The 25,427-nt window shown below is 71.6% G+C and carries 20 protein-coding genes; 11 read left to right on the top strand and 9 right to left on the bottom strand.

The features are described from left to right. Window positions 1-99 precede the first annotated feature (99 nt). Both AB0B98_RS06485 and AB0B98_RS06480 read right to left on the bottom strand, forming a co-directional pair. On the bottom strand, window positions 100-765 hold the full coding sequence (locus AB0B98_RS06485) for a class F sortase (protein ID WP_357361281.1): 666 nt from the start codon (window positions 763-765) through the stop codon (window positions 100-102). 250 nt (window positions 766-1,015) lie between these two features. Continuing rightward, window positions 1,016-1,654: a hypothetical protein gene (locus tag AB0B98_RS06480; RefSeq protein WP_357361401.1), complete on the bottom strand. Its 639-nt coding sequence runs from the start codon at window positions 1,652-1,654 to the stop codon at window positions 1,016-1,018. Between the two features lie 208 nt (window positions 1,655-1,862). On the opposite strand from AB0B98_RS06480, the gene trmB reads away from it, so the two are divergent. From trmB to AB0B98_RS06460, 4 genes are all read left to right on the top strand, one after another. Then, on the top strand, window positions 1,863-2,492 hold the full coding sequence (trmB, locus tag AB0B98_RS06475; RefSeq protein ID WP_357361400.1) for a tRNA (guanosine(46)-N7)-methyltransferase TrmB: 630 nt from the start codon (window positions 1,863-1,865) through the stop codon (window positions 2,490-2,492). Between the two features lie 112 nt (window positions 2,493-2,604). Continuing rightward, window positions 2,605-5,118: a DUF3516 domain-containing protein gene (locus tag AB0B98_RS06470; RefSeq protein WP_357287196.1), complete on the top strand. Its 2,514-nt coding sequence runs from the start codon at window positions 2,605-2,607 to the stop codon at window positions 5,116-5,118. A 156-nt stretch (window positions 5,119-5,274) separates the two neighbouring features. Further along, window positions 5,275-5,919, top strand: a complete 645-nt coding sequence (locus tag AB0B98_RS06465; protein ID WP_238669877.1) for a hypothetical protein — start codon at window positions 5,275-5,277, stop codon at window positions 5,917-5,919. A gap of 351 nt (window positions 5,920-6,270) precedes the next feature. Next, window positions 6,271-7,173 (top strand): hypothetical protein, encoded by a 903-nt coding sequence (locus tag AB0B98_RS06460; protein WP_357361280.1) that lies wholly within the window; start codon window positions 6,271-6,273, stop codon window positions 7,171-7,173. Between the two features lie 202 nt (window positions 7,174-7,375). Here AB0B98_RS06460 and AB0B98_RS06455 read toward each other — a convergent pair whose 3' ends face one another. Genes AB0B98_RS06455 through AB0B98_RS06435 form a run of 5 tightly spaced genes read right to left on the bottom strand, consistent with a single transcriptional unit; the run spans window position 7,376 to window position 13,479 of the window. After that, window positions 7,376-8,323 carry an iron-siderophore ABC transporter substrate-binding protein gene (locus AB0B98_RS06455; protein ID WP_357361279.1) on the bottom strand — a complete coding sequence of 316 codons (948 nt, stop codon included), beginning with the start codon at window positions 8,321-8,323 and terminating at the stop codon, window positions 7,376-7,378. Then, window positions 8,323-9,225, bottom strand: a complete 903-nt coding sequence (locus tag AB0B98_RS06450; protein WP_357361278.1) for an ABC transporter ATP-binding protein — start codon at window positions 9,223-9,225, stop codon at window positions 8,323-8,325. Before AB0B98_RS06450 ends, AB0B98_RS06455 begins: the two co-directional genes overlap by 1 nt. 19 nt (window positions 9,226-9,244) lie before the next feature. Continuing rightward, entirely contained in the window at window positions 9,245-10,417 is a 1,173-nt protein-coding gene (locus tag AB0B98_RS06445; RefSeq protein ID WP_357361277.1) for an iron ABC transporter permease, read from the bottom strand. Continuing rightward, window positions 10,414-11,460 carry an iron ABC transporter permease gene (locus AB0B98_RS06440; protein ID WP_357361276.1) on the bottom strand — a complete coding sequence of 349 codons (1,047 nt, stop codon included), beginning with the start codon at window positions 11,458-11,460 and terminating at the stop codon, window positions 10,414-10,416. The genes AB0B98_RS06445 and AB0B98_RS06440 overlap by 4 nt, the downstream gene beginning before the upstream one ends. Window positions 11,461-11,520: 60 nt before the next feature. Beyond that, a complete protein-coding gene (locus AB0B98_RS06435) occupies window positions 11,521-13,479 on the bottom strand; it encodes a multicopper oxidase domain-containing protein (RefSeq protein ID WP_357361275.1) in 1,959 nt (652 codons plus the stop codon). A gap of 119 nt (window positions 13,480-13,598) precedes the next feature. Between AB0B98_RS06435 and AB0B98_RS06430 the strand changes: the two genes are divergently transcribed. Then, the gene (locus tag AB0B98_RS06430) at window positions 13,599-13,958 is read left to right on the top strand and encodes a YciI family protein (RefSeq protein ID WP_357283676.1); all 360 of its coding nucleotides are present in this window, start codon (window positions 13,599-13,601) and stop codon (window positions 13,956-13,958) included. 4 nt (window positions 13,959-13,962) lie between these two features. Here AB0B98_RS06430 and AB0B98_RS06425 read toward each other — a convergent pair whose 3' ends face one another. Continuing rightward, window positions 13,963-14,355, bottom strand: a complete 393-nt coding sequence (locus tag AB0B98_RS06425; RefSeq protein ID WP_238672008.1) for a cytidine deaminase — start codon at window positions 14,353-14,355, stop codon at window positions 13,963-13,965. Between the two features lie 143 nt (window positions 14,356-14,498). On the opposite strand from AB0B98_RS06425, the gene hrpA reads away from it, so the two are divergent. After that, entirely contained in the window at window positions 14,499-18,563 is a 4,065-nt protein-coding gene (gene hrpA, locus AB0B98_RS06420) for an ATP-dependent RNA helicase HrpA (RefSeq protein ID WP_357361274.1), read from the top strand. Between the two features lie 18 nt (window positions 18,564-18,581). Here the strand turns inward: hrpA and AB0B98_RS06415 are convergent, their stop codons facing one another. Continuing rightward, window positions 18,582-19,514, bottom strand: coding sequence for a LysR family transcriptional regulator (locus AB0B98_RS06415; protein ID WP_357283662.1), 933 nt, complete (start codon window positions 19,512-19,514; stop codon window positions 18,582-18,584). An 83-nt stretch (window positions 19,515-19,597) separates the two neighbouring features. Between AB0B98_RS06415 and AB0B98_RS06410 the strand changes: the two genes are divergently transcribed. The 5 genes from AB0B98_RS06410 to AB0B98_RS06390 all read left to right on the top strand — a co-directional run bounded on the left by AB0B98_RS06410 (window position 19,598) and on the right by AB0B98_RS06390 (window position 25,421). Next, window positions 19,598-20,281: a succinate dehydrogenase cytochrome b subunit gene (locus AB0B98_RS06410; protein ID WP_308193583.1), complete on the top strand. Its 684-nt coding sequence runs from the start codon at window positions 19,598-19,600 to the stop codon at window positions 20,279-20,281. Between the two features lies 1 nt (window position 20,282). Further along, on the top strand, window positions 20,283-22,220 hold the full coding sequence (locus tag AB0B98_RS06405) for a fumarate reductase/succinate dehydrogenase flavoprotein subunit (protein WP_357361273.1): 1,938 nt from the start codon (window positions 20,283-20,285) through the stop codon (window positions 22,218-22,220). Further along, window positions 22,217-22,981: a succinate dehydrogenase/fumarate reductase iron-sulfur subunit gene (locus AB0B98_RS06400; RefSeq protein ID WP_357361272.1), complete on the top strand. Its 765-nt coding sequence runs from the start codon at window positions 22,217-22,219 to the stop codon at window positions 22,979-22,981. Before AB0B98_RS06405 ends, AB0B98_RS06400 begins: the two co-directional genes overlap by 4 nt. A 270-nt stretch (window positions 22,982-23,251) precedes the next feature. Further along, on the top strand, window positions 23,252-24,436 hold the full coding sequence (locus AB0B98_RS06395; protein WP_357283656.1) for a zinc-dependent alcohol dehydrogenase: 1,185 nt from the start codon (window positions 23,252-23,254) through the stop codon (window positions 24,434-24,436). Between the two features lie 55 nt (window positions 24,437-24,491). Continuing rightward, entirely contained in the window at window positions 24,492-25,421 is a 930-nt protein-coding gene (locus AB0B98_RS06390) for an SDR family NAD(P)-dependent oxidoreductase (protein ID WP_357361271.1), read from the top strand. Window positions 25,422-25,427: the final 6 nt, after the last annotated feature.

The raw sequence follows: 25,427 nt of genomic DNA, 5'->3' as shown, positions 1-25,427 counted from the left end.
AGCTCTTGATCCACTCGGGTTCATTGATGTCGGGGTGTCCGGGTGACGTGGTTACCCCGATTTCCGTGAACGCGAGTGGATCACGTGCCCCGATCGGCTTCAGGGCTTGCGGGAGGACTGGAGGGTCGCGAAGGCGATGACGTTGTCGGCGTAGCCGGTACGGCCCCCGATGAACTGCCCGCCGCAGGTGATCAACCGCAGCCCGGGTGGCCCGTCGTGGCCGTAGATCCGCTCGGCGGGCAACTGGTCCTTCGGGAAGTGCTCCACGGTGTCGACCCGGAACACCACCACCGACTCGTCCGCCCGGGCCACCTCGATCAGGTCGCCGGGGTGCAGCTTGCCCAGGTCGTAGAAGACCGACGGGCCGGTCTTCGTGTCCACGTGCCCGACGATCACCGCAGGGCCAGGCTCACCGGGCGTGGGGCCCCTGTCGTACCAGCCGGTCTCGTTGTGGCGTTCCAACGGCGGTACGGCGATCGAGCCGTCCCGCGCCTGCCCGACGGGCGCCACCGGCGCGGTCACCTTGATCGCCGGCACCGAGAGGCGCACCGGCCGACTGGCCGACAAGCCGACCGACTCGGTGCGGGCCGGCCGGTCGCCGCCGGTCGGGGCCAGGTCGAACGGGCCCACCGAACGGCCCAGCCCGGCCCCGGTGGCGAAGACCCCGGCCAACACCAACACCACAGCCAACGGTACGGACCAGGGGCTGCGGCCGGAGGGACGACTACGCCGGGGGGCGACGGCGGTCGGCGGACGCGCGGCCACCGACGGGCGGTCGGGATCCGGCGAGCGGTCGGGATCCGGCGGGCGGTGGGGATCCGGCGGGCGGTGGGGCCTTGGCGGGCGGTCGCCCGGCCAACCGTCGTCCAAGGGCAGCCGAACGTCATCGGGCGGCGAGGCGGGACGGCCGGCGAACGGCTGACGGGCAGCGTCCGGCGGCGAGGCGGGGCGGCCAGGCGACGGCGGGCGTGAACCGGCCGGCGGCGGCGTGGGGCGGAAGATCGTCATGGCGGCCTCAGCGACGTGCGGCGGCTCGGGGGCGGCGCAGCGCCATCACGGCGACGATCAGACCGGTGATGATCAGTGCCGCGCCGCCGGGCAGCAGCAGCCTGCCGGTCATCCCGCCGGTGCTCCCCCCGAAGCCGGTCGCCGGACCACGGCTGGGCTGGACGGGGACCTTCTTCACCACCTGGAGCATCGTCGAGGCGGTCTCGCCGTCGCGGCACTCCAGCTTGACCCGGTAGTTGCCGGGGCGGGTGCGCTCGCGGACCATCGGCGCGGCCGTGAGCACCCCGCGCTGCGGCTGCACGCCGACCGCCCCGAAGGCGTCGGAGACCACCGTGGCGCCCACCGAGTTGTCCCGACAACTGGCCCGGATGCCGACCAGGTAACCGGGCTGCACAGTGCTGGGGCTGACCTCGACGAAGATGTCCACCGCCGGCGTCGGTTGGGGCGCTCCGCCGGGCGGCCCTCCGGGCTGCGGCGCAAGCCCGACGGCGACGGCCCGCTCGGGCACGGCAAGACCGGCGACGGCAGACGGGGACGTAAGAGCGACTGCGGCAGGCGCGGCGAGGGCGGGCGTGGAGGTCAACAGGGGGCCGGCCAGCACGGTCACCAGCGACAGGGTCACGACGCCGCGGGTCACTGTCACGATGCCCCCTCTCGACGCCGTGCGGCCGGGTCGGGCGGTGGAACACCCGACCTGCCGTACCAGTTGGATCCTCTCATTTCCGGTCGCACATCACATCCGATCCGCCGGCGGCGTCGCGTACGCTCGGGTCGCTGTGACAGCCACCGACCATGACCCCGCCGTCCCGCCCGCGAGCCGGACGATCCGCACGTTCCACCCCCGCCGGGGTCGGATGAGCGACCGGCAGACCGACGCGCTGAGCCGGCTCTGGCCCGTGTACGGCCTGGACGTGCCGGACGGACCTGTGCTGCCCGTCGACCTGGCCGACCTGTTCGGTCGCCGGGCGCCGGTGGTGCTGGAGATCGGCTCGGGCATGGGCGACAGCACCGCTGCGATGGCTGCCGCCGACCCGGATCGAGATTATCTGGCGGTGGAGGTGCACACGCCGGGAATCGCCAACCTGCTCGACCTGGTGGAGCGCGGCGGCCTGCGCAACGTACGGGTGGCGGAGGGCGACGCGTTGTCGCTGGTCAGCGGCTTGCCCGAGGGTGTGCTGGACGCCGTACACATCTTCTTCCCGGACCCGTGGCCGAAGACCCGCCACCACAAGCGGCGGATCATCCAGCCGGCGCACGTGGCGCTGCTGCGGTCCCGGCTGCGGTCCGGCGGCATGCTGCACTGCGCCACCGACTGGGCCGAGTACGCCGAGGCGATGCGGGAGACCCTGGAGGCGGACCCGGAGCTGGTGGACGCGTACGGCGGCTTCGCGCCGCGGCCGGCGCACCGCCCGGTGACGAAGTTCGAGCGGCGGGCGATCACGGCCGGTCGGCCGGTCGCCGACCTGCTGTACCGCCGACGGTGACCGGCGAAACGCCCGAACCGGAACGCGGCGGCGCATTCGGGACGCCCGGACGGGGGTCCGGTGCGGGCCGGGTTGGCGTACCGGGGCATGATCCAGGCACCATGGACAGGCTATGACGCTCACCGCCGCGCTGCCGACAAGCGCCGACCCCGACACCCTCTTCGACGCGTTCGCCGGCTGGGCGAAGGAGCGCGGCCTCGACCTCTACCCCCATCAGGAAGAGGCGGTCATCGAGATCGTCTCCGGCGCCAACCTGATCATGAACACGCCCACCGGCTCGGGTAAGAGCCTGGTGGCGATCGCCGCGCACTTCGCGGCCCTCGCCGACAGCCGGACGACCTTCTACACCGCGCCGATCAAGGCATTGGTGTCGGAGAAGTTCTTCGCGCTCTGCGAGGTCTTCGGCGCCGAGAACGTCGGCATGCTCACCGGCGACGCCAGCGTCAACGCCGACGCCCCGATCATCTGCTGCACCGCAGAGATCCTGGCGAACCTGGCGCTGCGCGAGGGCACGAAGGCCGACGTCGGCCAGGTGATCATGGATGAGTTCCACTTCTACGCCGAGCCCGACCGGGGCTGGGCGTGGCAGGTGCCGATCATCGAGCTGCCGCAGGCCCAGTTCATCCTGATGTCCGCCACTCTGGGGGACACCACCCGCTTCGTCGACGACCTGACCCGGCGCACCGGGCGGCCGACCGCCGTCGTGCGCACTGCGGAACGGCCGGTCCCGCTCATCTTCTCGTACGCGATGACGCCGCTGCACGAGACGCTGGAGGAGCTGCTGGAGACCAAGCAGGCCCCGGTGTACGTGGTGCACTTCACCCAGGCCGCCGCGCTGGAGCGCGCCCAGGCGCTGACCAGCGTCAACGTCTGCACCCGCGCCGAGAAGGACATGATCGCCGAGGCGATCGGTGGTTTCCGGTTCACCGCCGGCTTCGGCAAGACGCTGTCCCGACTGGTCCGGCACGGCATCGGCGTGCACCACGCCGGCATGCTGCCCAAGTACCGCCGCCTGGTGGAGACCCTCGCCCAGGCCGGCCTACTCAAGGTCATCTGCGGCACCGACACCCTCGGCGTCGGCATCAACGTGCCGATCCGCACTGTGCTGTTCACCGGCCTGTCCAAGTACGACGGGGTCCGTACCCGGCTACTGAAGAACAGGGAGTTCCACCAGATCGCCGGGCGGGCCGGCCGGGCCGGCTACGACACCATCGGCCGGGTCGTGGTGCAGGCCCCGGAGCACGTCATCGACAACGAGAAGGCTCTCGCCAAGGCCGGTGACGACCCGAAGAAGCGGCGCAAGGTGGTCCGCAAGAAGCCGCCGGAGGGCTCGATCGGCTGGGGCCAGCCCACCTTCGACCGACTCGTCGACGCCGAGCCGGAACCACTGACCTCCAGCTTCCAGGTCAGCCACTCGATGCTGCTCAACGTCATCGGCCGGCCCGGCGACGCGTTCACCGCGATGCGGCACCTGCTCACCGACAACCACGAGGAGCCGGCCGCGCAGCGTCGGCACATCCGCCGGGCGATCGCCATCTACCGGGCCCTGCGTGCCGGCGGGGTCGTCGAGGAGCTGCCCGAGCCGGACGAGACCGGCCGGCGGATCCGGCTCACCGTCGACCTCCAGCTCGACTTCGCCCTCAACCAGCCGCTCTCCCCCCTCGCGCTGGCCACCATCGAGCTGCTCGACGCCGAGTCCCCGTCGTACCCGCTCGACGTGCTGAGCGTCATCGAGTCGATCCTGGACGACCCCCGGCAGATTCTCTCCGCGCAGCAGTTCAAGGCGCGCGGCGAGGCGGTCGCCGCCATGAAGGCAGAGGGCATCGAGTACGAGGCGCGCCTCGAACTGCTCGACGAGGTGACCCACCCCAAGCCCTTGGCCGAGCTGCTGGAGGCCGCGTACGAGATGTACCGGCAGGGTCACCCCTGGGTCGCCGACCACCAGCTCTCCCCCAAGGCCGTCGTCCGCGACATGTACGAGCGGGCCATGACCTTCACCGAGTACGTGCAGTTCTACGGGCTGACCCGCTCGGAGGGCCTCGTCCTGCGCTACCTGGCCGACGCGTACAAGACGCTGCGCCAGACAGTGCCCGAGGACGCCAAGACCGAGGAGCTGATCGACCTCATCGAGTGGTTGGGCGAGCTGGTCCGCCAGGTCGACTCCAGCCTCATCGACGAGTGGGAGCGGCTGCGCAACCCGTCCGACGTGGCCGAGGTCGCCCAGGCGCACGCCGCCCTGACCGATCGACCACCGGCGGTGACCCGCAACGCGCGGGCGTTCCGGGTGCTGGTGCGCAACGCGCTGTTCCGCCGCGTCGAGTTGGCCGCGCTACGCCGCTGGGACCTGCTCGCCGAGTTGGACGCCGAGGACGGCTGGGACTACGACGCGTGGGCCGACGCCCTGGCGCCGTACTTCGAGGCGTACGACTCGATCGGGGTCGGGCCGGACGCCCGCGGTCCGGCGTTGCTCATGATCGAGCAGGGCCGGGAGCGGTGGACCGTACGGCAGATCTTCGACGACCCGGACGGCGACCACGACTGGGGCATCAGCGCCGAGATCGACCTGGTGGCCTCGGACGAGGTCGGCGCGGCCGTCGTGCGGATCACCGACGTCGGCCAGCTCTAGCAAGCGTCTCGAAAGGGGGTCGTCCGAACGCCGGACGGCCCCCTTTGTCGCGTCTTCCGCACCCCTTCTTTCGCTGGGCGATGTCAGACCTGTCGATTAGAATGTATGTACTAATCGAGTTCCTGACCTGCAGGATTACGATCCGGGAGGACGCCCGTGACCGCTCCCGCCTCCACGCCCCTCACCCCCTACGCCACACTGCTCGGTTTCACCCGCTACGTCGACCGCACCGGCCCCACCAAGGCGACCTTCGTGGGCGGGCTGCGCAAGCAGCGCGCCAGCCGGTCCGGCTTCAACCCGCACGGCCAGTTCGTCAAGGCGCTCAAGGCCGACATCGCCTTCCACACCGGCGGCACGCACCTTGCCGGGGTGGCCGACATCGTCAAGCCACGGTGGCGCCCGCTCTACCAGGCGCTCGTTCCCGGTGCCACCACCTGGCTGCACTCCCTCGGCGAGCCGGCCGCTGTCGATCTCGCCCAGACCCGCGACGCCCTGGCCATGCTGGGCGACCTGCCCGTCAAGATCAACCCCCACTTCGGGGTACGCCACGCCGACGGTCGCGCCGAAGCGGTCCGCCTGCACTTCGACGAGACCCCACCGAGCGAGGAGTCTGTGCTCGCCACCCTGCACCTGATGGCCCGACACATGGACGCTGTGCTCCCGCACGCCGAGCCGGTCCTGGTCGACGTCCGCCGTGGCCTGGCCCACCGCATGCCCACCGACGCCAAGCCCGACCAGATCGAACGATGGCTCTCCGGTGAAGCCGCCGCCTTCCGCGCCATCTGGTCCACCGCCGCCTAACCCGCCCCCACGCCCCACGCCCCACGCGCCACGCCCACGCCCCAACGCCGCCCACGCCCCAAACACCCTCCACGCCCACGCCAAACGCACTCCACGCGCCACGCCCATGCCCCACGGGCCACGGCCAATGCGCTCCACGCCCACGCCCCACGCCCACGCGCCGCGCACCACGCGCCCGCCCGGCAAGATCGCGCTCGATCCAGGATGCAGTGGCCTCCGCTTTTCGGGAGGCCACTACATCCATGTTCGAGCGCGATCATGGGGATAACGACGCGCACCGGCACCGGTGTGGTGACTGTGGTTATCCACAGGGGCAGCGTGACGCGGGGAGGTTCGGCCAGCCTGAGGCCCATGCCGAAAATTCCTCGTCGGCCGCCGCAGTTACGGGGTCGGGTCTTCCGTGGCTCGACCGCCGTCTCGCGAGGCCTGCTGACCCGCAATGAGCTACGCAGCTCGGCGTGGCGACCGCTCTTCCGCGACGTCTACGCCGATGCCCAGATCGCGGTCACCCACACCATCAGATGCACCGCCGTCGGACGCTGGCTGGTCCCACCCGGTGCGGCCATCGCAGGGCGCGCTGCCGCCGGCCTGTACGGCTGTGGGAAGCCCAGCGCGAGCGAGCCGGTCGACGTCCTCGTTCCCGCCGCCAGCCGGATCGGCCCGAGCGCCGGCATCCGGGTCCACCACGGGGAGATCGGCTCCGGCGACACCGTGGACCGGGCCGGCGTCACGGTGACCAGCCCGGCGCGTACCTGCTGGGACCTGGCCCGTTGGCTTGATGTGATCGAGGCGGTGGTCGTCATCGACGCCATGCTGGCCAAGCGGCTGACGACCGTTCCAGACCTGCGCGAGTACGCGCTCAGCCGGGCCGGTCGACGCGGCTGGCGATCGCTGCTACGCGCGGTCGACCTCGCCGACGCGGGAGCTGAGTCCCCTCAGGAGTCCCGCACCCGTGTCGGGCTGGTGCTTGCCGGACTGCCGAGGCCGGAGACTCGGTGGGTAGTGGCCGAGCAGGGCCGATTCGTGGCCCGCCTGGATTTGGCCTGGCCGCAGTTCAAGGTCGCGGTGGAATACGACGGCCTCTGGCACGACGACCCCGAGCAGTTCCATCGGGACCGGCAACGCCTCAACCGACTGCTCGGCGGCGAGTGGATCGTGCTGCACCTGACCGCCAAGCGCCTCCGGGACGACTTCGATGGGTTCCTCGCCGAGGTCCGGGCCGCTCTGCGGGCACGCTCGCGCTCCCCCCGCTGACGATGAGCGCGCTCGAACATGGAAGTAGTGGCCTCCCTAGACGGGGAGGCCACTACTTCCTGGATCGAGCACGATCATGAGCCGGCGCGCGGGGTGCGCGGTGCGTGCCGGGGCGCGGGGTGCGAGCCGGCGCGCGGGGTGCGCGGTGCGTGCCGGCACGCGGGGTGGGCGCCTTCGGGCGCGGGCGGCGCGGGGCAGGGTGTCAGGCGGCCGGGAGGTACTTGGCCAGGTCGTCGAGGATCTTGTTGGCGGCGCCGACGCCGATGCCGGTCATCCAGACCTCGTCGGAGACGGGGTACGCCTTGCCGGCCTTGACCGCGCCGAGGCCCTTCCACAGCGTCCCGCCGGCGACCTTGGTCTGCTCGGCGGCGGCCTTGTCGCCGTACGCGGTCACGAAGATGACGTCACCGTCGACCTCGTTGACCCGCTCGGGGCTGACCAGGTCGAAACGCTTGTCCTCCTTGTTGGCGAGCAGCTGCCGTTCGGGGCGGCCCAGGCCGGTGTCGCCGATGACGATGCCGGAGAACGAGTCCGGGCCGTACACCCGGATGTTGCCGGGCAGGAACCGCACGATGGAGACCTTGCGCGCGGAGGCGTCGCCGAGCGTCGCGCCGAAGTCCTTGGCCCGCTTCTCGTACGTGGCGAGCAGATCCTTGGCCTGCTGCTCGCGGCCGAGTGCCTTGCCGTCGAGGAGGAGGTTGTCCTTCCAGGTGATGCCCACCTTGTCGGTGAACACGGTCGGCGCGATGGCGGCCAGTTCGTCGTAGAACTTCTCCTGGCGGAACTTGCTGCCGAGGATGAGGTCCGGCTTCAGCGCGTTGATCGCCTCCAGGTCGGGCTCGGTGAGCACCCCGACCTCCTTGATGCCGGCGAGCTTGTCCGCGCCGAAGTAGGTGGGCCAGCTCTTCGCCTCACCGGCGGTGGCCGCGCCGACGGGCGTGATGCCCAGCGAGAGCGCCGTGTCGATCTTGTCGGTGTCGAGCACGACGACGCGCTTGGGCTCGGCCGGGACCTTGGTGGTGCCCATGGCGTGGGTGATCTCCCGGGTCTCCCCGGTGGTGGAGCCGGCGACCGGGTCGCTCTCACCGCAGGCGGTGAGGCTGGTGCCGAGGGCGACGGCCGCGACGAGAGCTGCGACGAGACGACGCATCAGAGTCCTTTCGAGGGGTGCGAGCCGGCGAGCGGGTTGGCCGCGTCGCCGGTGGAGGGTCGGGCGACCGGTACGGACGCCGTCGACGGGGAGTGGTCACCAGCGACGGCCGGAGCCGGAGCGTTACCACCCGTGTACGCGGGAACCACCAGCGGTGCGCCGGTCACCGGGCAGGGCACGACCACGCAGGCCAGCCCGAAGACGTCGCGGACCAGGTCGGCGGTGAGGATCTCCCGGGGTGGGCCGGCGGCGACCACCGCGCCGGCGCGCATGGCGACCAGGTGGTCGGCGTAGCGGGCGGCCTGGTTCAGGTCGTGCAGGACGGCGACCACGGTGCGGCCCCGCTCGGAGCGCAGCCGGTGCAGCAGGTCCAGTACCTCCACCTGGTGGGCCAGGTCGAGGAAGGTGGTCGGCTCGTCCAGCAGCAGGGCGTCGGTGTCCTGGGCGAGCGTCATGGCAATCCAGACGCGTTGCCGCTGACCGCCGGAGAGGCTGTCCACCGGCCGGTCGGCCAGGTCGCTCACGTCGGCCAGGACCATCGCCTGGTCGACCGCCGCGCCGTCCTCCGACGACCACTGCCGCCACCAGCGCTGGTAGGGCTGCCGGCCGCGCCCGACCAGGTCCGCGACTGTGACGCCCTCGGGCACCAGCGGGCTCTGCGGCAGGACGCCGAGGCGACGGGCCACCTCCCGGGTCGGCAGGTCGCGGATCGCGGTGCCGTCCAGCAGCACCGTGCCCCGGCGCGGGTTGAGCAGCCGGGCCATCGTGCGCAGCAGGGTGGACTTGCCGCACGCGTTCGGGCCGACGATCACAGTGAACGCGTCGGTCGGCAGGTCCAGGTCGAGCCCGTCGAGCACCGTCCGCTCGTCGTAGCCGGCGACCAGGTCGCGGGTGGAGAGCATCACACGACTCCTTGAGGCGTCACGACGACCGCCGCCGGCCGCGCAGCAACAGGAAGATCAGGTACGGGCCGCCGATCGCGGCGGTCAGCACACCGGCGGGCAGTTGGGTGGGTGCGAACAGGCGTCGGCCGGCCAGGTCGGCCAGCACCAGCAGCAACGCGCCGAGCAGCGCGGCGCAGACCAGAGGTGGTCGTTCGGCGCGTACCAACCGGCGGGCCACCTGGGGGGCGACCAGGGCCACGAAGTCGACGGCGCCGACCTGGGCGGTGACCATCGCGGCGACGAGTACGCCGGTGCCGGCCAGGCCAATCCGGCGGGCCACCGGGCGCAGTCCGACCCCCCGGGCGGTGTCGTCGTCCAGGGCGGTGCTGTTCAACGCCCAGCCGGCCCAGGCGAGCACCGGCAGCAGCACCAGCAGCGTGCCGGCGATCCAGGCCGCCTCGGTCCAGCCCTTGCCGGCCAGGGTGCCGATCAGCCAGATCTGCGCGCGGAGACCGTCGATCGGATCGGCGGTGAGCATGACGACCTCGGTGAGCGCCCGGAAGGCGAACGCGACCGCCACCCCGGCGAGCACGAACCGTTGTGCGGCCAGCCCGTGCCGGGCACCGAGGGCGAACAGCACCGCCGCCGCGAGCAACCCGCCCACCAGCGCGGTGGGTGCGACCAGCACCGCTGCCATTCCGCTGGTCAGGGCCACCGTCGCGGCGAGGCCGGCACCCTGGGTGATGCCGATGACGTCCGGGCTGGCGAGTGGGTTACGGGCCACGCTCTGGATGAGCGTGCCAGCCACACCGAAGGCCGCGCCGGCCACCGCCGCCAGCACGACCCGGGGCAGCCGAAGGTCAAAGACCACGAGGTCGTACGGCGTGCCGGCCCCGGAGAGGGCACGCAGCACGTCGGCCGGTGCGACGTACGGGGTGCCCAGCGAGAGGCTGAGCACGACGGCCAGCAGGAGGAGCACTGTCAGCACGGCGGCCACCAGCACCGCCCGGCGGCGGATCAGCAGACTGACCGGACCGATCCGCAGCAGCGACCGCCCGGCCAGCCGGGCACCGTCGGCACCAGGCGAGCCGGCGGGCACGACGGTCGACGAGCCAGCGGACCCAGCCGAGCCGGGCGGGTCAGCGGGGCCAGCCGGGCCGGCAGGGCTGGGCGGGTCAGCGGGGCCGGAGGAACGGCGGGTGGTGGTCACGCGGTCACCACCCGGGCACGGCGGACCAGCACTGCCAGCAGTGGCGCGCCGATCAGCGCGGTGACGATCCCGGCCGGGATCTCGCCCGGCGGGGCGACGAGCCGACCGACGATGTCGGCGGCGAGCAGCAGCGCCGGCCCGAGCAGTGCGGACACGGCGAGGGTCCAGCGGTGGTCCGCGCCGACCAGGGCGCGGGCCAGGTGCGGCACGGCCAGCCCGACGAATGCGACAGGGCCGGCGGCGGCCACCGCGGCGCCGGTCAGCAGCACGGCGGCGAGGCCGCCACCGAGGCGGACCAGACCGATCCGGTGGCCGAGACCACGGGCCACGTCGTCGCCGAGGGCCAGCGCGTCCAGGCCCCGGGCCACCAGGGCCGCCAGGACCAGGCCGGCGAGGACGAACGGCAGCACCTGCGCGGCGACCGACAGGTCCCGGCCCGCCAGCCCGCCGACCACCCAGAAGCGGTACTCCTCGAAGGTGCGGGCGTCGATGCTGAGGAGCGCGTACACCCCGGAGGCCAGGCTGGCGTCGAGCGCCGCGCCGACCAGCGCGAGGGTCACCGGGCTGGCGCCCTCGCGGGCGCGGGTGGCGATGGCGAAGACCAGCAGCCCGGCGATCAGGGCCCCGGCGATGCCGAACCAGACATAGCCGGCGAGCGTGCCGACGCCGAACACGGAGATCGCGAGCACCACACCGAACGACGCGCCCGCGCTGATGCCGAGGATGCGCGGCTCGGCGAGGGGGTTGCGGGTGAGCGCCTGGAACAGCACCCCGGCCACGGCGAGCGCGAGCCCGACGGCGAGGCCGAGCGCGGTCCGGGGCATCCGCAGCTCACGGACGATGGTGCTGGCGTCGCCGCCGTCCGGCGCGACGAGCGCGTGCCAGACCTGGTCGACGCCGAGTTGTCGGCTGCCGAACGCAAAGCTGGCCAGCACTGTGAGCAGCAGCACCAGCGCGGCCCCGACGGTGACAGCGACTCGCCGACCGGTGCGGGTGCCGGGCCGGTTGCGGGCCGGGGTCGGCCGGGTGGCGAGGGTGGTCACGAATCTCCTGCACGTCCATGCTTAGGTTCGCCTAACCTTAGCCGAGCTGCAGAAAGGGGCCTAACTGGCGTCTGTCGATACCGTCCCGGGCTCCGTTGGTGCGCCCCGCGAGCCACCGTCCCCGGCCGCCGCGGCAGCGCGTGGCAGGACGTTCAGCGGCCGCATCATCTCGTTGTCCTCGTGCTCCAGTAGGTGGCAGTGCCAGGCGTAGCGACCCGGCAGGTCGAAGTGCGCCTTGATCCGGGTCACCTCCCACGGGTACGCGAGCACCGTGTCCATCCACCCCCGCTCCCCCGAGCCCGGCAGCGACCGGCCCGAACGCCCCCGGCCGAGCAGCTCGAACTGGACCTGGTGCAGGTGGACCGGGTGCACGTGCCGGGTGAAGTTGCGCACCTCCCACACCTCGGTGTCGCCGAGGACGGGCTGCTCGGTCACCGGGTCGCTCCAGCGCAACGGCAGACCCCGGCCGCGCTCGTCGAGGACACCCAGCAGCATGATCATCGACCCGCCGGACATCCGCTCGTTGAGCGACAACCGGCGTACCCGCTGGGCCGGGCCGAGGCGCGGGTGTGAGGGCAGCCGTAGCTGCTCCGGTGGCACGCTCGAATCCGCGCCGGCCGCCTCGGTGACCACGAAGCGCAGCACCTGCCCGGTGGTGTGCGGGTCGGCGGGGTCGAAGTCCACCCCGGGCCGACCGCCTGCGTACATCCCGTCCGGCCCTTCGTTGACCAGGTACAGCTCGGTGCCGACCGGAACGTCGGTGAAGTCGACGATCGCGTCGACCCGCTGGGCCGGGCCGAGTGCCACGCGTTCGTGCGGCACCGGTTCGGGCAGGAGACCGCCGTCGCTGCCGATCTGCCAGACCGGCAGCACCGGCCGGGCCGGCCGTGCGGTGGCGTTCGCGGCCACGCTGAGCAGCAGGAAGCGGCTGTTGCAGGCGTTGAGCAGCCGGAACCGGTAGCGCCGGCGCTGGACCGTCAGCGAGGGCCAGGTGCCGCCGTTGACCACGATCGTGGAGGCGGAGAACCCGGGCACCGAGGTCGGTGGCCCGTCGCTGCCGCCGGAGTACCTCTTTGGATAGCGCAGTTCACCCTCGGCGGTGAAGCTGCGATCCTGGATCATCAGCGGAATGTCGCGGTACGAGGTGTTCGGCGCATCGGCGCGGGTCGGCGCCGGGCCGGGCAGCACCCCCTCCGGCGGTTCGTCCCCACCACCGAGCAGGTAGAACCCTGCCGACCCGGCGTAGACGTTCTCCCGGGTGAGCCCGAGCACGTGGTCGTGGTACCAGAGGGTGCACGGCCGCTGGTCGTTCGCGTACTCGAAGGTGGCCGAGCCCGGCGCCCAGCGCAGGCCGGACCGCTCGGCGAAGCGGGACCGGAACTCCCGGTACGCGCTGCCGGAAACGGCGAAGTCGGGCGGCAGGTCACGGGCAGCCGGCAGGTACCACGCCTCGGAGTGTCCGTCGCTCTCCTGCGTGCTGTGCGCACCGTGCAGGTGCACCACCTGGGGCACCGGGCCGCGATAGCCCTGCGGGCTGCCGTCCCACTGCCCGTGGTGGTCCCGGTGCTCGATGCCACCGGCCGGGTTGGCCCAGTGCACTGTGGGGTCCACCGGCAGTAGGTGCGGCAGGTAGTCGCCCCGCTCGTCGACGAGCTGGTTGACCCAGGTCACCCGTACCGGGCGTCCCACCCGCGCCATGATGGTGGGCGCCGGGTAGCCGAAGCTGCCCGGATGCGCGGTGGAGCCGTAACCCCACACTGTGGTGCGCGGCCACGACGGCGGCAGGATCTGCTGGCGGAACTGTCGCACCGCGATCTCATACGTGTCGCGCTCGGGATCGGTCGCCACCGTCGGCATGGCCGGGGGGATCCGCAGCGGCGTGACGTACTTCGGGATGTCCCGGGCGTCCAGCGACGCGGCCGCGGCGAGCGCCCGGCCCGAGGCCGCCCAGCCCGCCGGGATCAGCGCCGCCGCGCCGCCGGTGGCGCCGGCCGCGAGCAGCCCACGTCTGGTGACCATGCCGCACCTCCCAATCGCTTCGAACCTCGATATGAGAATGAGATTCGCGGACGACCACAGGGCGGACAGATAGCGGATGACACCCAGAAGGGGGACATTCCCCTCATAGGGTGGGGGACATGCGATTCGACCAGCACACGGTCGTCCTGCTGAGCCGGCCATCGGACCCGCCGGAGCTGCCGCAGGACGCGATCGACCGGTTGCGGGACGCGCACCTGGCCCACCAGGCGGGCCTCGTGCAGCAGGGGCTGGTGCTCGCGGCCGGACCGTTCCTGCACCCCGACGACGAGCAGCTGCGTGGTTTCGTGGTGCTGTCCATCGCCCCGGACGAGGCGCGCGGGCTGTTCGCCAACGACCCCGCCGTGCGGGCCGGTCACCTTGTCGCGCGGGTCACGTCGTGGCTGCTTCCGGAGGGCACCCTGCGGTTCGAGAGCGTGCCGGTGCCGCAGTCGATGCTGGAGGCGGCCTCCGGGGACTGACCGGTCAGCCGGCCGAGCCGCTGCCAGCCTCCGCCGACAACTCACCGAGTGGGACCACCCGCAGGGCGTCCATCGGGCCGACGATCACCCGCAGTTGCGGGAAGTGGTCCCGCAGCACCTGCCGGCACCGGTCACAGGGCGCGACGACCTCGCGGCCACGGTCGGCGACAGTGACGATCGTCTCCAGCGCGGTGACGCCCTGCGTGGCGGCCGTGCCGATCACGACAAGTTCGGCGCAGGCACCCCCGGTGGCGTGCTGGACGTTCACGCCGGTGAAGACCCGCCCGTCCGCGGTCCGGGCCGCCGACGCGACAGTGTGGTGCTGGCTGCGGCAGCGCAGCTTGGAGACCGCCGTGGCGGCCTGCACCAACGCGCGGTCGGTGTCGCGCATCTCCATCCGGCTCCCCCAGCGCTCGACGTCGGCCGCCAACTCTAGGGCCCGGTCATGGCCGTCGAGGGACCGGAGGTGGCCGTCGGAGAGCCGGCCGCGCGGTAACCCAGGGGCGGTGCGCCGCCGGGCTGCCTATCCTTGGGCACGACATGCAGAATCCAACCGCCCCAGTCGCGTCCGACCCCGTTCGCGAGCTGCACAGCCGCCTCACACCTCTGATGTTCCGCGACCAGCGCCGGCTCCAGCGGCGACTGGACGGTGCCCGCAGGCTGCGCGACCCGCAGCGTCGGGAGGCGGCGCTGACCGAGATCACCGCCGACCTGGTCCGGGCCGAGCAGCGGCTCGCCGCCCGGCAGGCGGCGGTGCCCGTGATCACGTACCCGGTGGGTCTGCCGGTCAGTGAGCGCAAGGACGACATCGCCGCTGCCATCCGCGATCACCAGGTGGTGATCGTGGCGGGCGAGACCGGCTCCGGCAAGACCACCCAGATCCCCAAGATCTGTCTGGAGCTGGGGCGCGGGGTGCACGGCCTGATCGGGCACACCCAGCCCCGGCGGTTGGCCGCCCGGACGGTGGCCGACCGGATCGCCGACGAGCTGGGCACCGAGTTGGGCGACGTGGTCGGCTACAAGGTGCGCTTCACCGACCAGGTCAGCGAGCGCAGCCTGGTGAAGCTGATGACCGACGGCATCCTGCTGGCCGAGTTGCAGACCGACCGGATGCTGCGCCAGTACGACACGCTGATCATCGACGAGGCGCACGAGCGCAGCCTCAACATCGACTTCATCCTCGGGTACCTGCGGGAGCTGTTGCCCCGACGACCCGACCTCAAGGTGATCATCACCTCGGCGACCATCGAGACCGACCGGTTCGCCAGGCACTTCGCCGGGCCGCCCACCGCCGAGGAGCCCGACGGCGTGCCAGCGCCGGTGGTCGAGGTCTCGGGGCGCACCTACCCGGTGGAGGTGCGCTACCGGCCCCTCGTCGAGCTCGCCGAGGGCGAGGAGGACGGCGACGGCGACGAGGAGACCGTCCGCGACCAGATCCAGGCGATCGGCGACGCCGTCGAGGAGCTGGCGGCCGAGGGCCCCGGCGACATCCTGGTCTTCCTCAGCGGGGAGCGGGAGATCCGGGACACCGCCGACGCGCTGGGCAAGCTGGTGCAGAAGAAGCGAACGCTACTCGGCACCGAGATCCTGCCCCTGTACGCGCGGCTCTCCTCCGCCGAGCAGCACCGGGTCTTCGCCGCGCACTCCTCGCGCCGGGTGGTGCTCGCCACCAACGTCGCGGAGACCTCGCTGACAGTGCCCGGCATCAAGTACGTGGTGGACCCGGGCACCGCTCGCATCTCCCGGTACTCCAGCCGACTCAAGGTGCAGCGGCTGCCCATCGAGCCGATCTCCCAGGCGTCGGCCAACCAGCGCAAGGGCCGGTGCGGCCGTACCTCGGACGGCATCTGCATCCGCCTCTACGACGAGCAGGACTTCGGATCCCGCCCCGAGTTCACCGACCCGGAGATCCTGCGCACCAACCTGGCGTCGGTCATCCTCCAGATGACGGCGATCGGGCTCGGCGACCTCGCCGCGTTCCCGTTCATCGACCCACCGGACAAGCGCAACATCACCGACGGCGTCAACCTGCTGCACGAGCTGGGCGCGTTGGACCCGACCGAGGCCGACCCGGCGAAGCGGCTCACAGCGCTCGGCCGGCGGCTGGCCCAGTTGCCGGTCGACCCGCGCCTGGCCCGGATGGTGGTCGAGGGCGAACGCAACGGCTGCGCCACCGAGGTGCTGGTGATCGCCGCCGCGCTCTCCATCCAGGACCCGCGGGAGCGACCGGCGGAGAAGCAGGCCCAGGCCGACCAGGCGCACGCCCGGTTCGCCGACAAGGAGTCCGACTTCGTCGCGTACCTCAACCTGTGGCGCTACCTGCGCGAGCAGCAGCGGGAGCTGTCCTCCAGCGCGTTCCGCCGGATGTGCAAGGCGGAGTACCTGAACTACCTGCGGATCCGCGAGTGGCAGGACATCGTCAGCCAGCTGCGCCAGGTGTTGCGTACCCCGACTGACGGCGATCGGCGTGGTGGGCGGCCGGCGCGCGACAGCTCGGACGACGCGGACGCCGGCCGGGGTCGCCGGGGTGGCGCGGACCTGCCGGAGGAGATCGACACCCCGAAGGTGCACCAGTCGCTGCTGCCCGGCCTGTTGTCGCACATCGGCCTCAAGGACGCCCAGAAACACGAGTACCTGGGGGCGCGGGGCGCGAAATTCGCGGTCTTCCCCGGCTCGGCGCTGTTCAAGAAGCCGCCGCGCTGGGTGATGGCCGCCGAGTTGGTGGAGACGTCCCGGCTGTGGGGGCGCATCGCCGGCCGGGTCGAGCCGGAGTGGGTCGAGCCGCTGGCGCAGCACCTGGTCAAGCGCAGCTACAGCGAACCGCACTGGGAGAAGAAGCAGGCCGCGGTGATGGCCTACGAGAAGGTCACCCTGTACGGCGTCCCGCTGGTCGCCTCCCGCAAGGTCACCTTCGGGCGGATCGACCCGACCCTGAGCCGGGAGCTGTTCATCAGACACGCCCTCGTCGAGGGCGACTGGCAGACCCACCACCAGTTCTGGGCGGACAACAAACGACTGCTCACCGAGATCGAGGAGCTGGAGAGCCGGGCCCGACGCCGCGACATCCTGGTCGACGACGAGACCATCTTCGGCTTCTACGACCAGCGGATCCCGGCCGACGTGTCCTCCGGCCGGCACTTCGACAGCTGGTGGAAGAAGACCCGCCGCGAGCAACCCGACCTGCTCACCTTCACCCGCGACCTGCTGATCAACGACGGCCGACCGGGGGTGGACGAGGACGACTACCCGGACGAGTGGCAGGCCGACGGGGTGAGCCTGCCGCTGACCTACCGGTTCGAGCCGGGCACGCCCGACGACGGCGTCACAGTGGACATCCCGCTGCCGCTGCTCAACCAGGTGCCGGCGGAGACCTTCGACTGGCAGGTGCCGGGGCTGCGCGAGGAGACGGTGATCGCACTGATCCGCTCGCTGCCCAAGGCGATCCGCCGCAACTTCGTCCCGGTGCCGGACTACGCCCGGGCCGCCCTGGCGGCGATCACCCCCGGCGAGGAGTCGCTGCTGGACGCGCTCACCCGTCAGCTGCGCCGGATGACCGGTGTGACGGTGCCCCGCGACGCCTGGGAGCCGGGCCGGCTCCCGGCGCACCTGCGGGTGACCTTCCGGATCCTCGGCGACGACGAGAAGCCGGTCGCCGAGGGCAAGGACCTGCCGGCCCTGCAACGCCAACTCCGCCAGGAGGTACGCCAGGTGGTGGCGGCCGCCGCACCGGAGATCGCCCGCACCGGGTTGCGCGAGTGGAGCATCGGCACGCTGCCCCGGACCATCGAGCAGGTCCGCGCCGGTTACGCGGTCACCGCGTACCCGGCGCTGGTCGACGAGGGCGCCACGGTCGGGGTGAAGGTGTTCGACTCCCCCGCCGAGGCGGAGGCGGCGCACTGGGCCGGCACCCGCCGGCTGCTACGGCTCACAGTGCCGTCCCCGGCGCGGTTCCTGCAGGGGCGGCTGGACAACGAGGCGAAGCTGGCGTTGAGTCGCAACCCGCACGGCGGCGTGCAGGAGTTGATCGAGGACGCCGCGGGCGCCGCCATCGACCGGCTGATCGGTCTGGCGGGCGGGCCGGCGTGGGACGCCGACGGCTTCGCGGCTCTGCGCGAGAAGGTCCGCGCCGACCTGGTCGACACCGTCGTCGAGGTGATGGAGCGGGTCCGCAAGGTCCTCGCCGCCGCGTACGCCGTCGAGCAGCGGCTCGGTGCGACCCGCAACCTCGCCGTGGTGGCGGCGCTGGCCGACATCCGCAACCAGCTCGCCGGGTTGGTGCACGCCGGTTTCATCACCGAGACCGGGTACGCGCGCCTGCCCGACCTGCTGCGCTACCTCACCGCCATCGAGCGTCGACTGGAACGGCTGGGCGGCAACCCGCAGCGGGACCGCCAGCAGCAGGACCGGATCGCCGTGGTGCAGAAGGAGTACGCCGATCTGCTCGCCAACCTGTCGCCGGCCCGCCGCCAGGAGTCGGCCGTCCGGCAGATCCGCTGGATGATCGAGGAGCTGCGGGTGAACGTCTTCGCCCAGGCGCTGGGCACCCCGTACCCCGTCTCCGAGCAGCGGATCTACCGGGCGATGGACGACGCCGAGGGCCGCTGACCCGAGCCCGGTCGGGGGTCAGGTCAGTGGCTCGACGCCCGGGGGCAGTTCGCCGAGGTCGATCGCCGACTGGATGTAGTCGAGCAGGATGCGCCGAAGCTCCCGACCAGCGTGGGTGGGTACGACGTCGCGCCGACGGGCCACCGCTATGGTCCGCCGCACCCCGGGCGGGGCGAGGGGGGTGATCCGCACGCCCGGCCGGCGGGCCAGCACGATGCCGGGCACGAGAGCGATGCCGAGCCCCGCCTCGACGAAGCTGAGCACCGCGTCCATCTCGCCGCCGTCCACGGCGAAGGTGGGTTCGAAGCCCGCCTCCCGACACGCCTGGATGGTCGCGTCGCGCAGGTCGTACCCCTCCCGGAACATCACCATCGGCTGGTCCCGCAGGTCGGTGATGCGCAGCTCCCCTGTCGTCGACGCGGTCGCCACCTCCCCCACCGAGGCCACCACCAGGCTCTCCCGCAGGATCGGGTCGACCCGCAGCCCAGGGTCGGCCCCCTGCGCCGGCATGATGATCAGGGCCAGGTCGAGGTCGCCGCGGAGCAGGTCGCGGACCAGGTCCTGGGAGCCACCCTCCTCGACGCGCAGGTCGATGGTGGGGTGCGCGTCGCGGAAGCGGCGCAGCACCGGCGGGGCGAGTGAGGTGGCCAGACTGGGGGTGGCCCCGAGCCGGACGCGGCCCCTCCGCAGCCCGACCAGTTCCTGGACCTCCCGGGTCGCTGTCTCCACGTCGGCGAGGATCCGGGTGGCCAACGGCAGCAGCACCTCACCCGCCGCGGTGAGCGCGATGTTGCCCCTTAGCCGCTCGAACAGTGGGGCTCCGAGGTCGGCCTCCAGAGCGTGAATTTGCTTACTGAGAGAAGGCTGAGTGATGCCCACCAGGTCGGCGGCTTGGGTGAAATGTCGTACTTCGGCCACCGCGACGAAGTACCGGAGCTGATGGAGCTGCATCTAAATAGCTTACGGCTATCAACGCTGCGAGTTTGATGCATTGGACGACTGATCGAAGTGCTCCTAGCGTCGGTCCTGTGGTAATCACGAAGACTCGGTCGCCCATCCGCTCGAACGTCGGCCTCAAGGCCGTCATGGCGGTGACGGGCATCCTGCTGGCGCTGTTCCTCATCGCCCACATGCTCGGCAACCTCAAGGTGTTCACGGGGGAAACCTCGTTCGACCACTACGCGCACTGGCTGCGCGACATCGGCAAGCCACTGCTGCCCGGCGTCTGGTTCCTCTGGATCCTGCGCACCGTGCTGGTGGTGGCTGTCGTCGCCCACATCGTGGCCGCCACAGTGCTGGCCCGGCGGGCCCGCGCCGCCCGGCCGGTCAAGTACGCCCACCGCAAGAAGGTCAACGGCAGCTACGCGGCCCGCACGATGCGCTGGGGTGGCGTGATCATCCTGCTCTTCGTGATCTACCACCTGCTGGACCTGACCACGGGGACGCTGAACCCGGTCGGCAACGAGAGCAAGCCGTACGGCAACGTCGTCGCCGACTTCGCCCCGGAGCGCTGGTACGTCACGCTCTTCTACACCCTCGCCATCCTCGCGGTGGGCTTCCACCTGCGCCACGGCGCGTTCAGCGCGTTCCGCAGCCTCGGCCAGCAGACGCCACGCGGCGAGCGCAGGGCGCGTACCGCGGCTCTGATCTTCGCCGTGCTGCTCTGCGCCGGGTACCTGGTGGTCCCGTTCGCCGTACTCACCGGATTGGTGTCCTGACATGGAACTCTTCACCGAGGGCGACCCGCTCGCCGACACCAAGGCTCCCGCCGGCCCGGTCGAGAAGCGTTGGGAGACCCGGCGCTTCGAGGCCAAGCTGGTAAACCCCGCCAACCGCCGCAAGATGACGGTGATCGTGGTCGGCACCGGTCTGGCCGGCGGCTCCGCCGCCGCGACCCTGGCCGAGCAGGGCTACCACGTCAAGTCCTACTGCTACCAGGACAGCCCACGCCGGGCGCACTCCATCGCGGCGCAGGGCGGCATCAACGCGGCGAAGAACTACCGCAACGACGGCGACTCCGTGCACCGGCTCTTCTACGACACCGTCAAGGGCGGCGACTTCCGCTCCCGGGAGTCGAACGTGCACCGGCTCGCCGAAGTGTCGGTCAACATCATCGACCAGTGCGTCGCCCAGGGGGTGCCGTTCGCCCGCGAGTACGGCGGCCTGCTGGACACCCGCTCCTTCGGTGGCGCCCAGGTGCAGCGCACCTTCTACGCCCGGGGCCAGACGGGCCAGCAACTGCTGCTCGGCGCGTACCAGGCCCTGGAGCGGCAGATCGGCCTGGGCAACGTCGAGATGAACGCCCGGCACGAGATGCTGGAGCTGGTCCTGGTGGACGGCAAGGCCCGGGGCATCGTGGTCCGGGACCTGGTCACCGGCGAGATCAGCACCGAGATGGCCGACGCCGTGGTGCTCGCCTCCGGCGGCTACGGCAACGTCTTCTACCTCTCCACCAACGCCAAGGGCTGCAACGTCACCGCCACCTGGCGCGCGCACCGCAAGGGCGCGTACTTCGCCAACCCGTGCTACACGCAGATCCACCCGACCTGCATCCCGGTCTCCGGCGACCACCAGTCGAAGCTGACCCTGATGAGCGAGTCGCTGCGCAACGACGGCCGGGTCTGGGTGCCGAAGACCAAGGGTGACGACCGCAGCCCGAAGGACATTCCGGAGGACGAGCGGGACTACTACCTGGAGCGGATCTACCCCTCCTTCGGCAACCTGGTCCCCCGCGACATCGCCTCCCGCGCCGCGAAGAACGTGTGCGACGAGGGTCGGGGCGTCGGGCCGACCAAGCTCGGCGTCTACCTCGACTTCGCCGACGCGATCGGCCGGCTGGGCCGCAAGGCCATCGAGGCCAAGTACGGCAACCTTTTCGAGATGTACGAGCGGATCACCGGCGAGGACCCGTACGAGGTGCCGATGCGGATCTACCCCGCCGTGCACTACACGATGGGCGGCCTGTGGGTCGACTACGACCTCCAGTCGAACATCCCCGGCCTGTTCGTGATCGGCGAGGCCAACTTCTCCGACCACGGCGCGAACCGCCTCGGCGCCTCGGCGCTGATGCAGGGCCTCGCCGACGGCTACTTCGTGCTGCCCACCACCATCGCCAACTACCTGGCCTCCGGTCCGCTCGAGACTGTCGACGCCAGCCACCCGGCGGCCGTCGAGGCGCGCACCGACGTCGAGGACCGCGTCCAGCGGCTGCTCGCTGTCGACGGCGACCGGACCGTGGACTCGTTCCACAGGGAACTGGGCCAGATCATGTGGGAACACTGCGGCATGGAGCGCAGCGAGGCCGGGCTGCGCAAGGCGATCGACGAGATCCGTGCCCTGCGCGAGCAGTTCTGGCAGCGGGTGAAGGTGTCCGGCACCGGCGAGGAACTCAACCAGTCGCTGGAGAAGGCCGGCCGGGTGGCCGACTTCTTCGAGCTGGCCGAGCTGATGTGCATCGACGCCCTGCACCGCGAGGAGTCCTGCGGCGGCCACTTCCGGGCCGAGCACCAGACCCCCGACGGTGAGGCGCAGCGCGACGACGACCGGTTCGCGTACGTGGCGGCCTGGGAGTTCACCGCCGACGGCGAGCCCTCGGTGCTGCACAAGGAAGACCTGAAGTTCGAATACGTCCACCCCACGCAGCGGAGCTACAAGTGAACCTGACCCTGCGCATCTGGCGCCAGAAGGGCCCTGAGGACAAGGGTCGGATGGTGACCTACCCGGTCGACGACGTGTCCCCGGACATGTCGTTCCTGGAGATGCTCGACGTGCTCAACGAGCGGCTGATCCTCGCGGGCGACGACCCGGTGGCGTTCGACCACGACTGCCGCGAGGGCATCTGCGGCATGTGCGGCCTGATGATCAACGGCGACGCGCACGGGCCGCAGCGCGGCACCACCGCCTGCCAACTGCACATGCGGCAGTTCACCGACGGCGAGACCATCGACATCGAGCCGTGGCGGGCCAGCGCCTTCCCGGTGGTCAAGGACCTGGTCGTCAACCGGAGCGCCTTCGACCGGATCATCGCGGCTGGCGGCTACGTCACCGCGCCGACCGGCAGCGCCCCCGAAGCCCACTCCACCCCGGTGGCCAAGGCCAACGCCGACGCCGCCTTCGAGTCGGCGGCCTGCATCGGCTGCGGCGCCTGCGTGGCGGCCTGCCCGAACGGCTCCGGCATGCTCTTCACCGCCGCCAAGCTCACCCAGCTCTCGCTGCTGCCGCAGGGCCAGCCCGAGCGCTACACCCGGGTGATCGGCATGGTCGACGCGCACGACGAGGCCGGCTTCGGCGGCTGCACCAACGCCGGCGAATGCACCCCGGCCTGCCCGAAGGGCATCCCGCTGAACACCATCGGCCGGCTCAACCGCGACTACCTCGCGGCCACCGCCAAGGGAGCCAACAACACCCCCGGTTCCTGAGGCCCACCGCACCACGCCAGACCGCCGTACCCCGCGCTCTCCTGGGGGTACGGCGGTCTGGCGTTTGGGCCTTCTTTTCAGGAAGTCGGCCTGTCGCCGGGCCTCGGATACCGCGACTTCGAGGAACGCGAGTGGACCAACTCGATTCCGCCTGAGAGGGCCCCACCCGCTCCCCCACGGGCCGAAGACAGGCCAGGGCCACGCGGCCGGTTCAAGTGCCCGCGCCCGGGTAGCAGTCTTCCGAGACGGCAGTGAGAAGGGATGAGGGACATGAAGGCGCTCACCTGGCAGGGCAAGCGAGACGTACGGGTCGAGGAGGTCCCGGACCCTCGGATCGAGGAACCGACCGATGCGATCGTGAAGATCACCTCCACCGCGATCTGCGGTTCCGACCTGCACCTGTACGAGGTGCTCGGGCCGTTCCTGAAGCCCGGCGACATCCTGGGCCACGAGCCGATGGGCATCGTCGAGGAGGTCGGGTCGGAGGTGACCGGGCTCAAGCCGGGCGATCGGGTGGTGGTGCCGTTCAACATCGCCTGCGGCAGTTGCTGGATGTGTTCACGCCAGCTCTACGCGCAGTGCGAGACCACCCAGGTCACCAGCGAGGGCAAGGGCGCGTCCCTGTTCGGCTACACCTCGCTCTACGGTTCGGTGCCGGGCGGGCAGGCCGAGTACCTGCGCGTCCCGCAGGCCCACTTCGGGCCGATCAAGATCCCGCAGACCGGCGCGGACGAGCGCTACCTCTACCTGTCCGACATTCTGCCCACCGCCTGGCAGGCGGTGAAGTACGCGGACACCCCGCAGGGCGGCACCCTGGCCGTCTTCGGCCTGGGCCCGGTCGGGCAGTTCTGCGCGCGGATCGGCCGCCACCTCGGCGCGGGCCGGGTGATCGGGCTGGACCTGGTGCCCGAGCGGTTGGAGCTGGCCCGCCGGCACGGCATCGAGGTGCTCGACGTCAGCCAACTGTCCGACGTGCCGGGCGCGTTGATCGATCTGGTCGACGGTCGCGGCCCGGACGCCGTGATCGACGCGGTCGGGATGGAGGCGCACGGTTCGCCGGTCGGCAAGTTCGCCCACGCCGCTGTCGGGCTGCTGCCGGACAAGCTGGCCCAGACGGTGACCGACCGGGCCGCCATGGACCGGCTGTCAGTCCTGCACGCCGCGGTCAAGGGGGTTCGCCGCGGGGGCACCGTGTCGGTCTCCGGGGTGTACGGCGGCGAGGCGGACCCGATGCCGCTGATGGAGATGTTCGACCGCGGCATCCAGCTGCGGATGGGGCAGTGTCACGTACGCCGGTGGACCGACGAGATCATGCCGCTGCTCTCCGGCGACGACGACCCGCTGGGCGTGGAGGACCTGCGTACCCACCGGTTGCCGCTGGCCCGGGCGCCGCAGGCGTACGAGATGTTCCAGAAGAAGGAGGACGGCTGCATCAAGGTAGTGCTCGAACCATGAGTGCGAGCAGTGGGCCGGGGGTGCGGGCCCCGCAGTCACGAACGCAGCCGGTGCCGTGAGCCGGGTGGTCGTGATCGTTGGCGCGAGCAGCGGGATCGGCCGGGCGACGGCCCGGGCGTTCGCCGAGCGCGGCGACCGCCTGGTCCTCGCCGCTCGCGCCACCACGACCCTGGCCGAGGTACGCGCGGAGTGCGCCGACGTCGACGTGCTGACAGTGCCGACCGACGTGACCGAGCCGGGCGCGCTGGACGCGCTCGCACACGCCGCGATCGACCGCTTCGGCCGCGTCGACGTGTGGGTGCACACGGCGGCGGTGATGGCCTACGGTCGCTTCGACGAGCTGCCGGAACAGGTCTTCGACCAGGTGGTACGGACCGATCTGCTCGGCGCCGCCGGTTCGGTGCGGGTGGCGCTGCGGCACTTTCGGGCCACCGGAGCGGGCACGCTGATCCTCACCGGTTCGGTGCTCGGGCACATCACCGCCCCGTACATGAGCGCGTACGTGGCGAGCAAGTGGGGGTTGCAGGGGCTCGCCCGGACCGTGCAGCAGGAGTTGCGCGACAGCCCAAAGATCCGGCTGTGTCTGGTCAACCCGGGCAGCGTGGACACACCCGTGTACCAGCAGGCGGCCAACTATCTGGGCCGGATCGGGCGACCTCCGCCACCGGTCGCCGGCCCGCAGCGGGTGGCAAGGGCCATAGTGGACTGTGTGGACCGGCCCCGCCGGGAGGTGTCGGTGGGCCGACTCAACGTGGTGCTGCGGGCCGGCTTCACCGTCCTGCCGGGGGTCTACGACGTCCTCGTCGGGCCGTTGATGCGGGCCGCCGGCCTGAGTGGACGGTCGGTCGCCGCGCATGACGGCTCGGTCTTCGCTCCGCACCCGGCCGGCGAGGCGGTCCGCGGCGGCCACCTGCCCGACCTGCGGCAACTCGTGTCCGGGCCGGTGGGTGCGGTGGGCAACGCGCTGCGCCGACGGTTCGGTTGACCTGTT

Origin of the sequence: Micromonospora sp. NPDC048947 (genome assembly GCF_040649495.1) — a bacterium.
Lineage (GTDB): Bacteria > Actinomycetota > Actinomycetes > Mycobacteriales > Micromonosporaceae > Micromonospora > Micromonospora alfalfae.
Note: the sequence above shows the minus strand (reverse complement) of the source record. Positions and strands in the feature narration are given on the sequence as shown.

What these genes read in the sequence shown, in the direction of transcription:
- AB0B98_RS06455 (WP_357361279.1), bottom strand. Translation starts at nt 8,323, where the DNA reads ATGCGTCGTCTCGTCGCAGCTCTCGTCGCGGCCGTCGCCCTCGGCACC.
- AB0B98_RS06450 (WP_357361278.1), bottom strand. Translation starts at nt 9,225, where the DNA reads ATGCTCTCCACCCGCGACCTGGTCGCCGGCTACGACGAGCGGACGGTG.
- AB0B98_RS06415 (WP_357283662.1), bottom strand. Translation starts at nt 19,514, where the DNA reads ATGCAGCTCCATCAGCTCCGGTACTTCGTCGCGGTGGCCGAAGTACGA.
- AB0B98_RS06460 (WP_357361280.1), top strand. Translation starts at nt 6,271, where the DNA reads ATGCCGAAAATTCCTCGTCGGCCGCCGCAGTTACGGGGTCGGGTCTTC.
- AB0B98_RS06405 (WP_357361273.1), top strand. Translation starts at nt 20,283, where the DNA reads ATGGAACTCTTCACCGAGGGCGACCCGCTCGCCGACACCAAGGCTCCC.
- AB0B98_RS06425 (WP_238672008.1), bottom strand. Translation starts at nt 14,355, where the DNA reads ATGGAGATGCGCGACACCGACCGCGCGTTGGTGCAGGCCGCCACGGCG.
- AB0B98_RS06395 (WP_357283656.1), top strand. Translation starts at nt 23,252, where the DNA reads ATGAAGGCGCTCACCTGGCAGGGCAAGCGAGACGTACGGGTCGAGGAG.
- AB0B98_RS06435 (WP_357361275.1), bottom strand. Translation starts at nt 13,479, where the DNA reads ATGGTCACCAGACGTGGGCTGCTCGCGGCCGGCGCCACCGGCGGCGCG.
- AB0B98_RS06470 (WP_357287196.1), top strand. Translation starts at nt 2,605, where the DNA reads ATGACGCTCACCGCCGCGCTGCCGACAAGCGCCGACCCCGACACCCTC.
- trmB (WP_357361400.1), top strand. Translation starts at nt 1,863, where the DNA reads ATGAGCGACCGGCAGACCGACGCGCTGAGCCGGCTCTGGCCCGTGTAC.
- hrpA (WP_357361274.1), top strand. Translation starts at nt 14,499, where the DNA reads ATGCAGAATCCAACCGCCCCAGTCGCGTCCGACCCCGTTCGCGAGCTG.
- AB0B98_RS06430 (WP_357283676.1), top strand. Translation starts at nt 13,599, where the DNA reads ATGCGATTCGACCAGCACACGGTCGTCCTGCTGAGCCGGCCATCGGAC.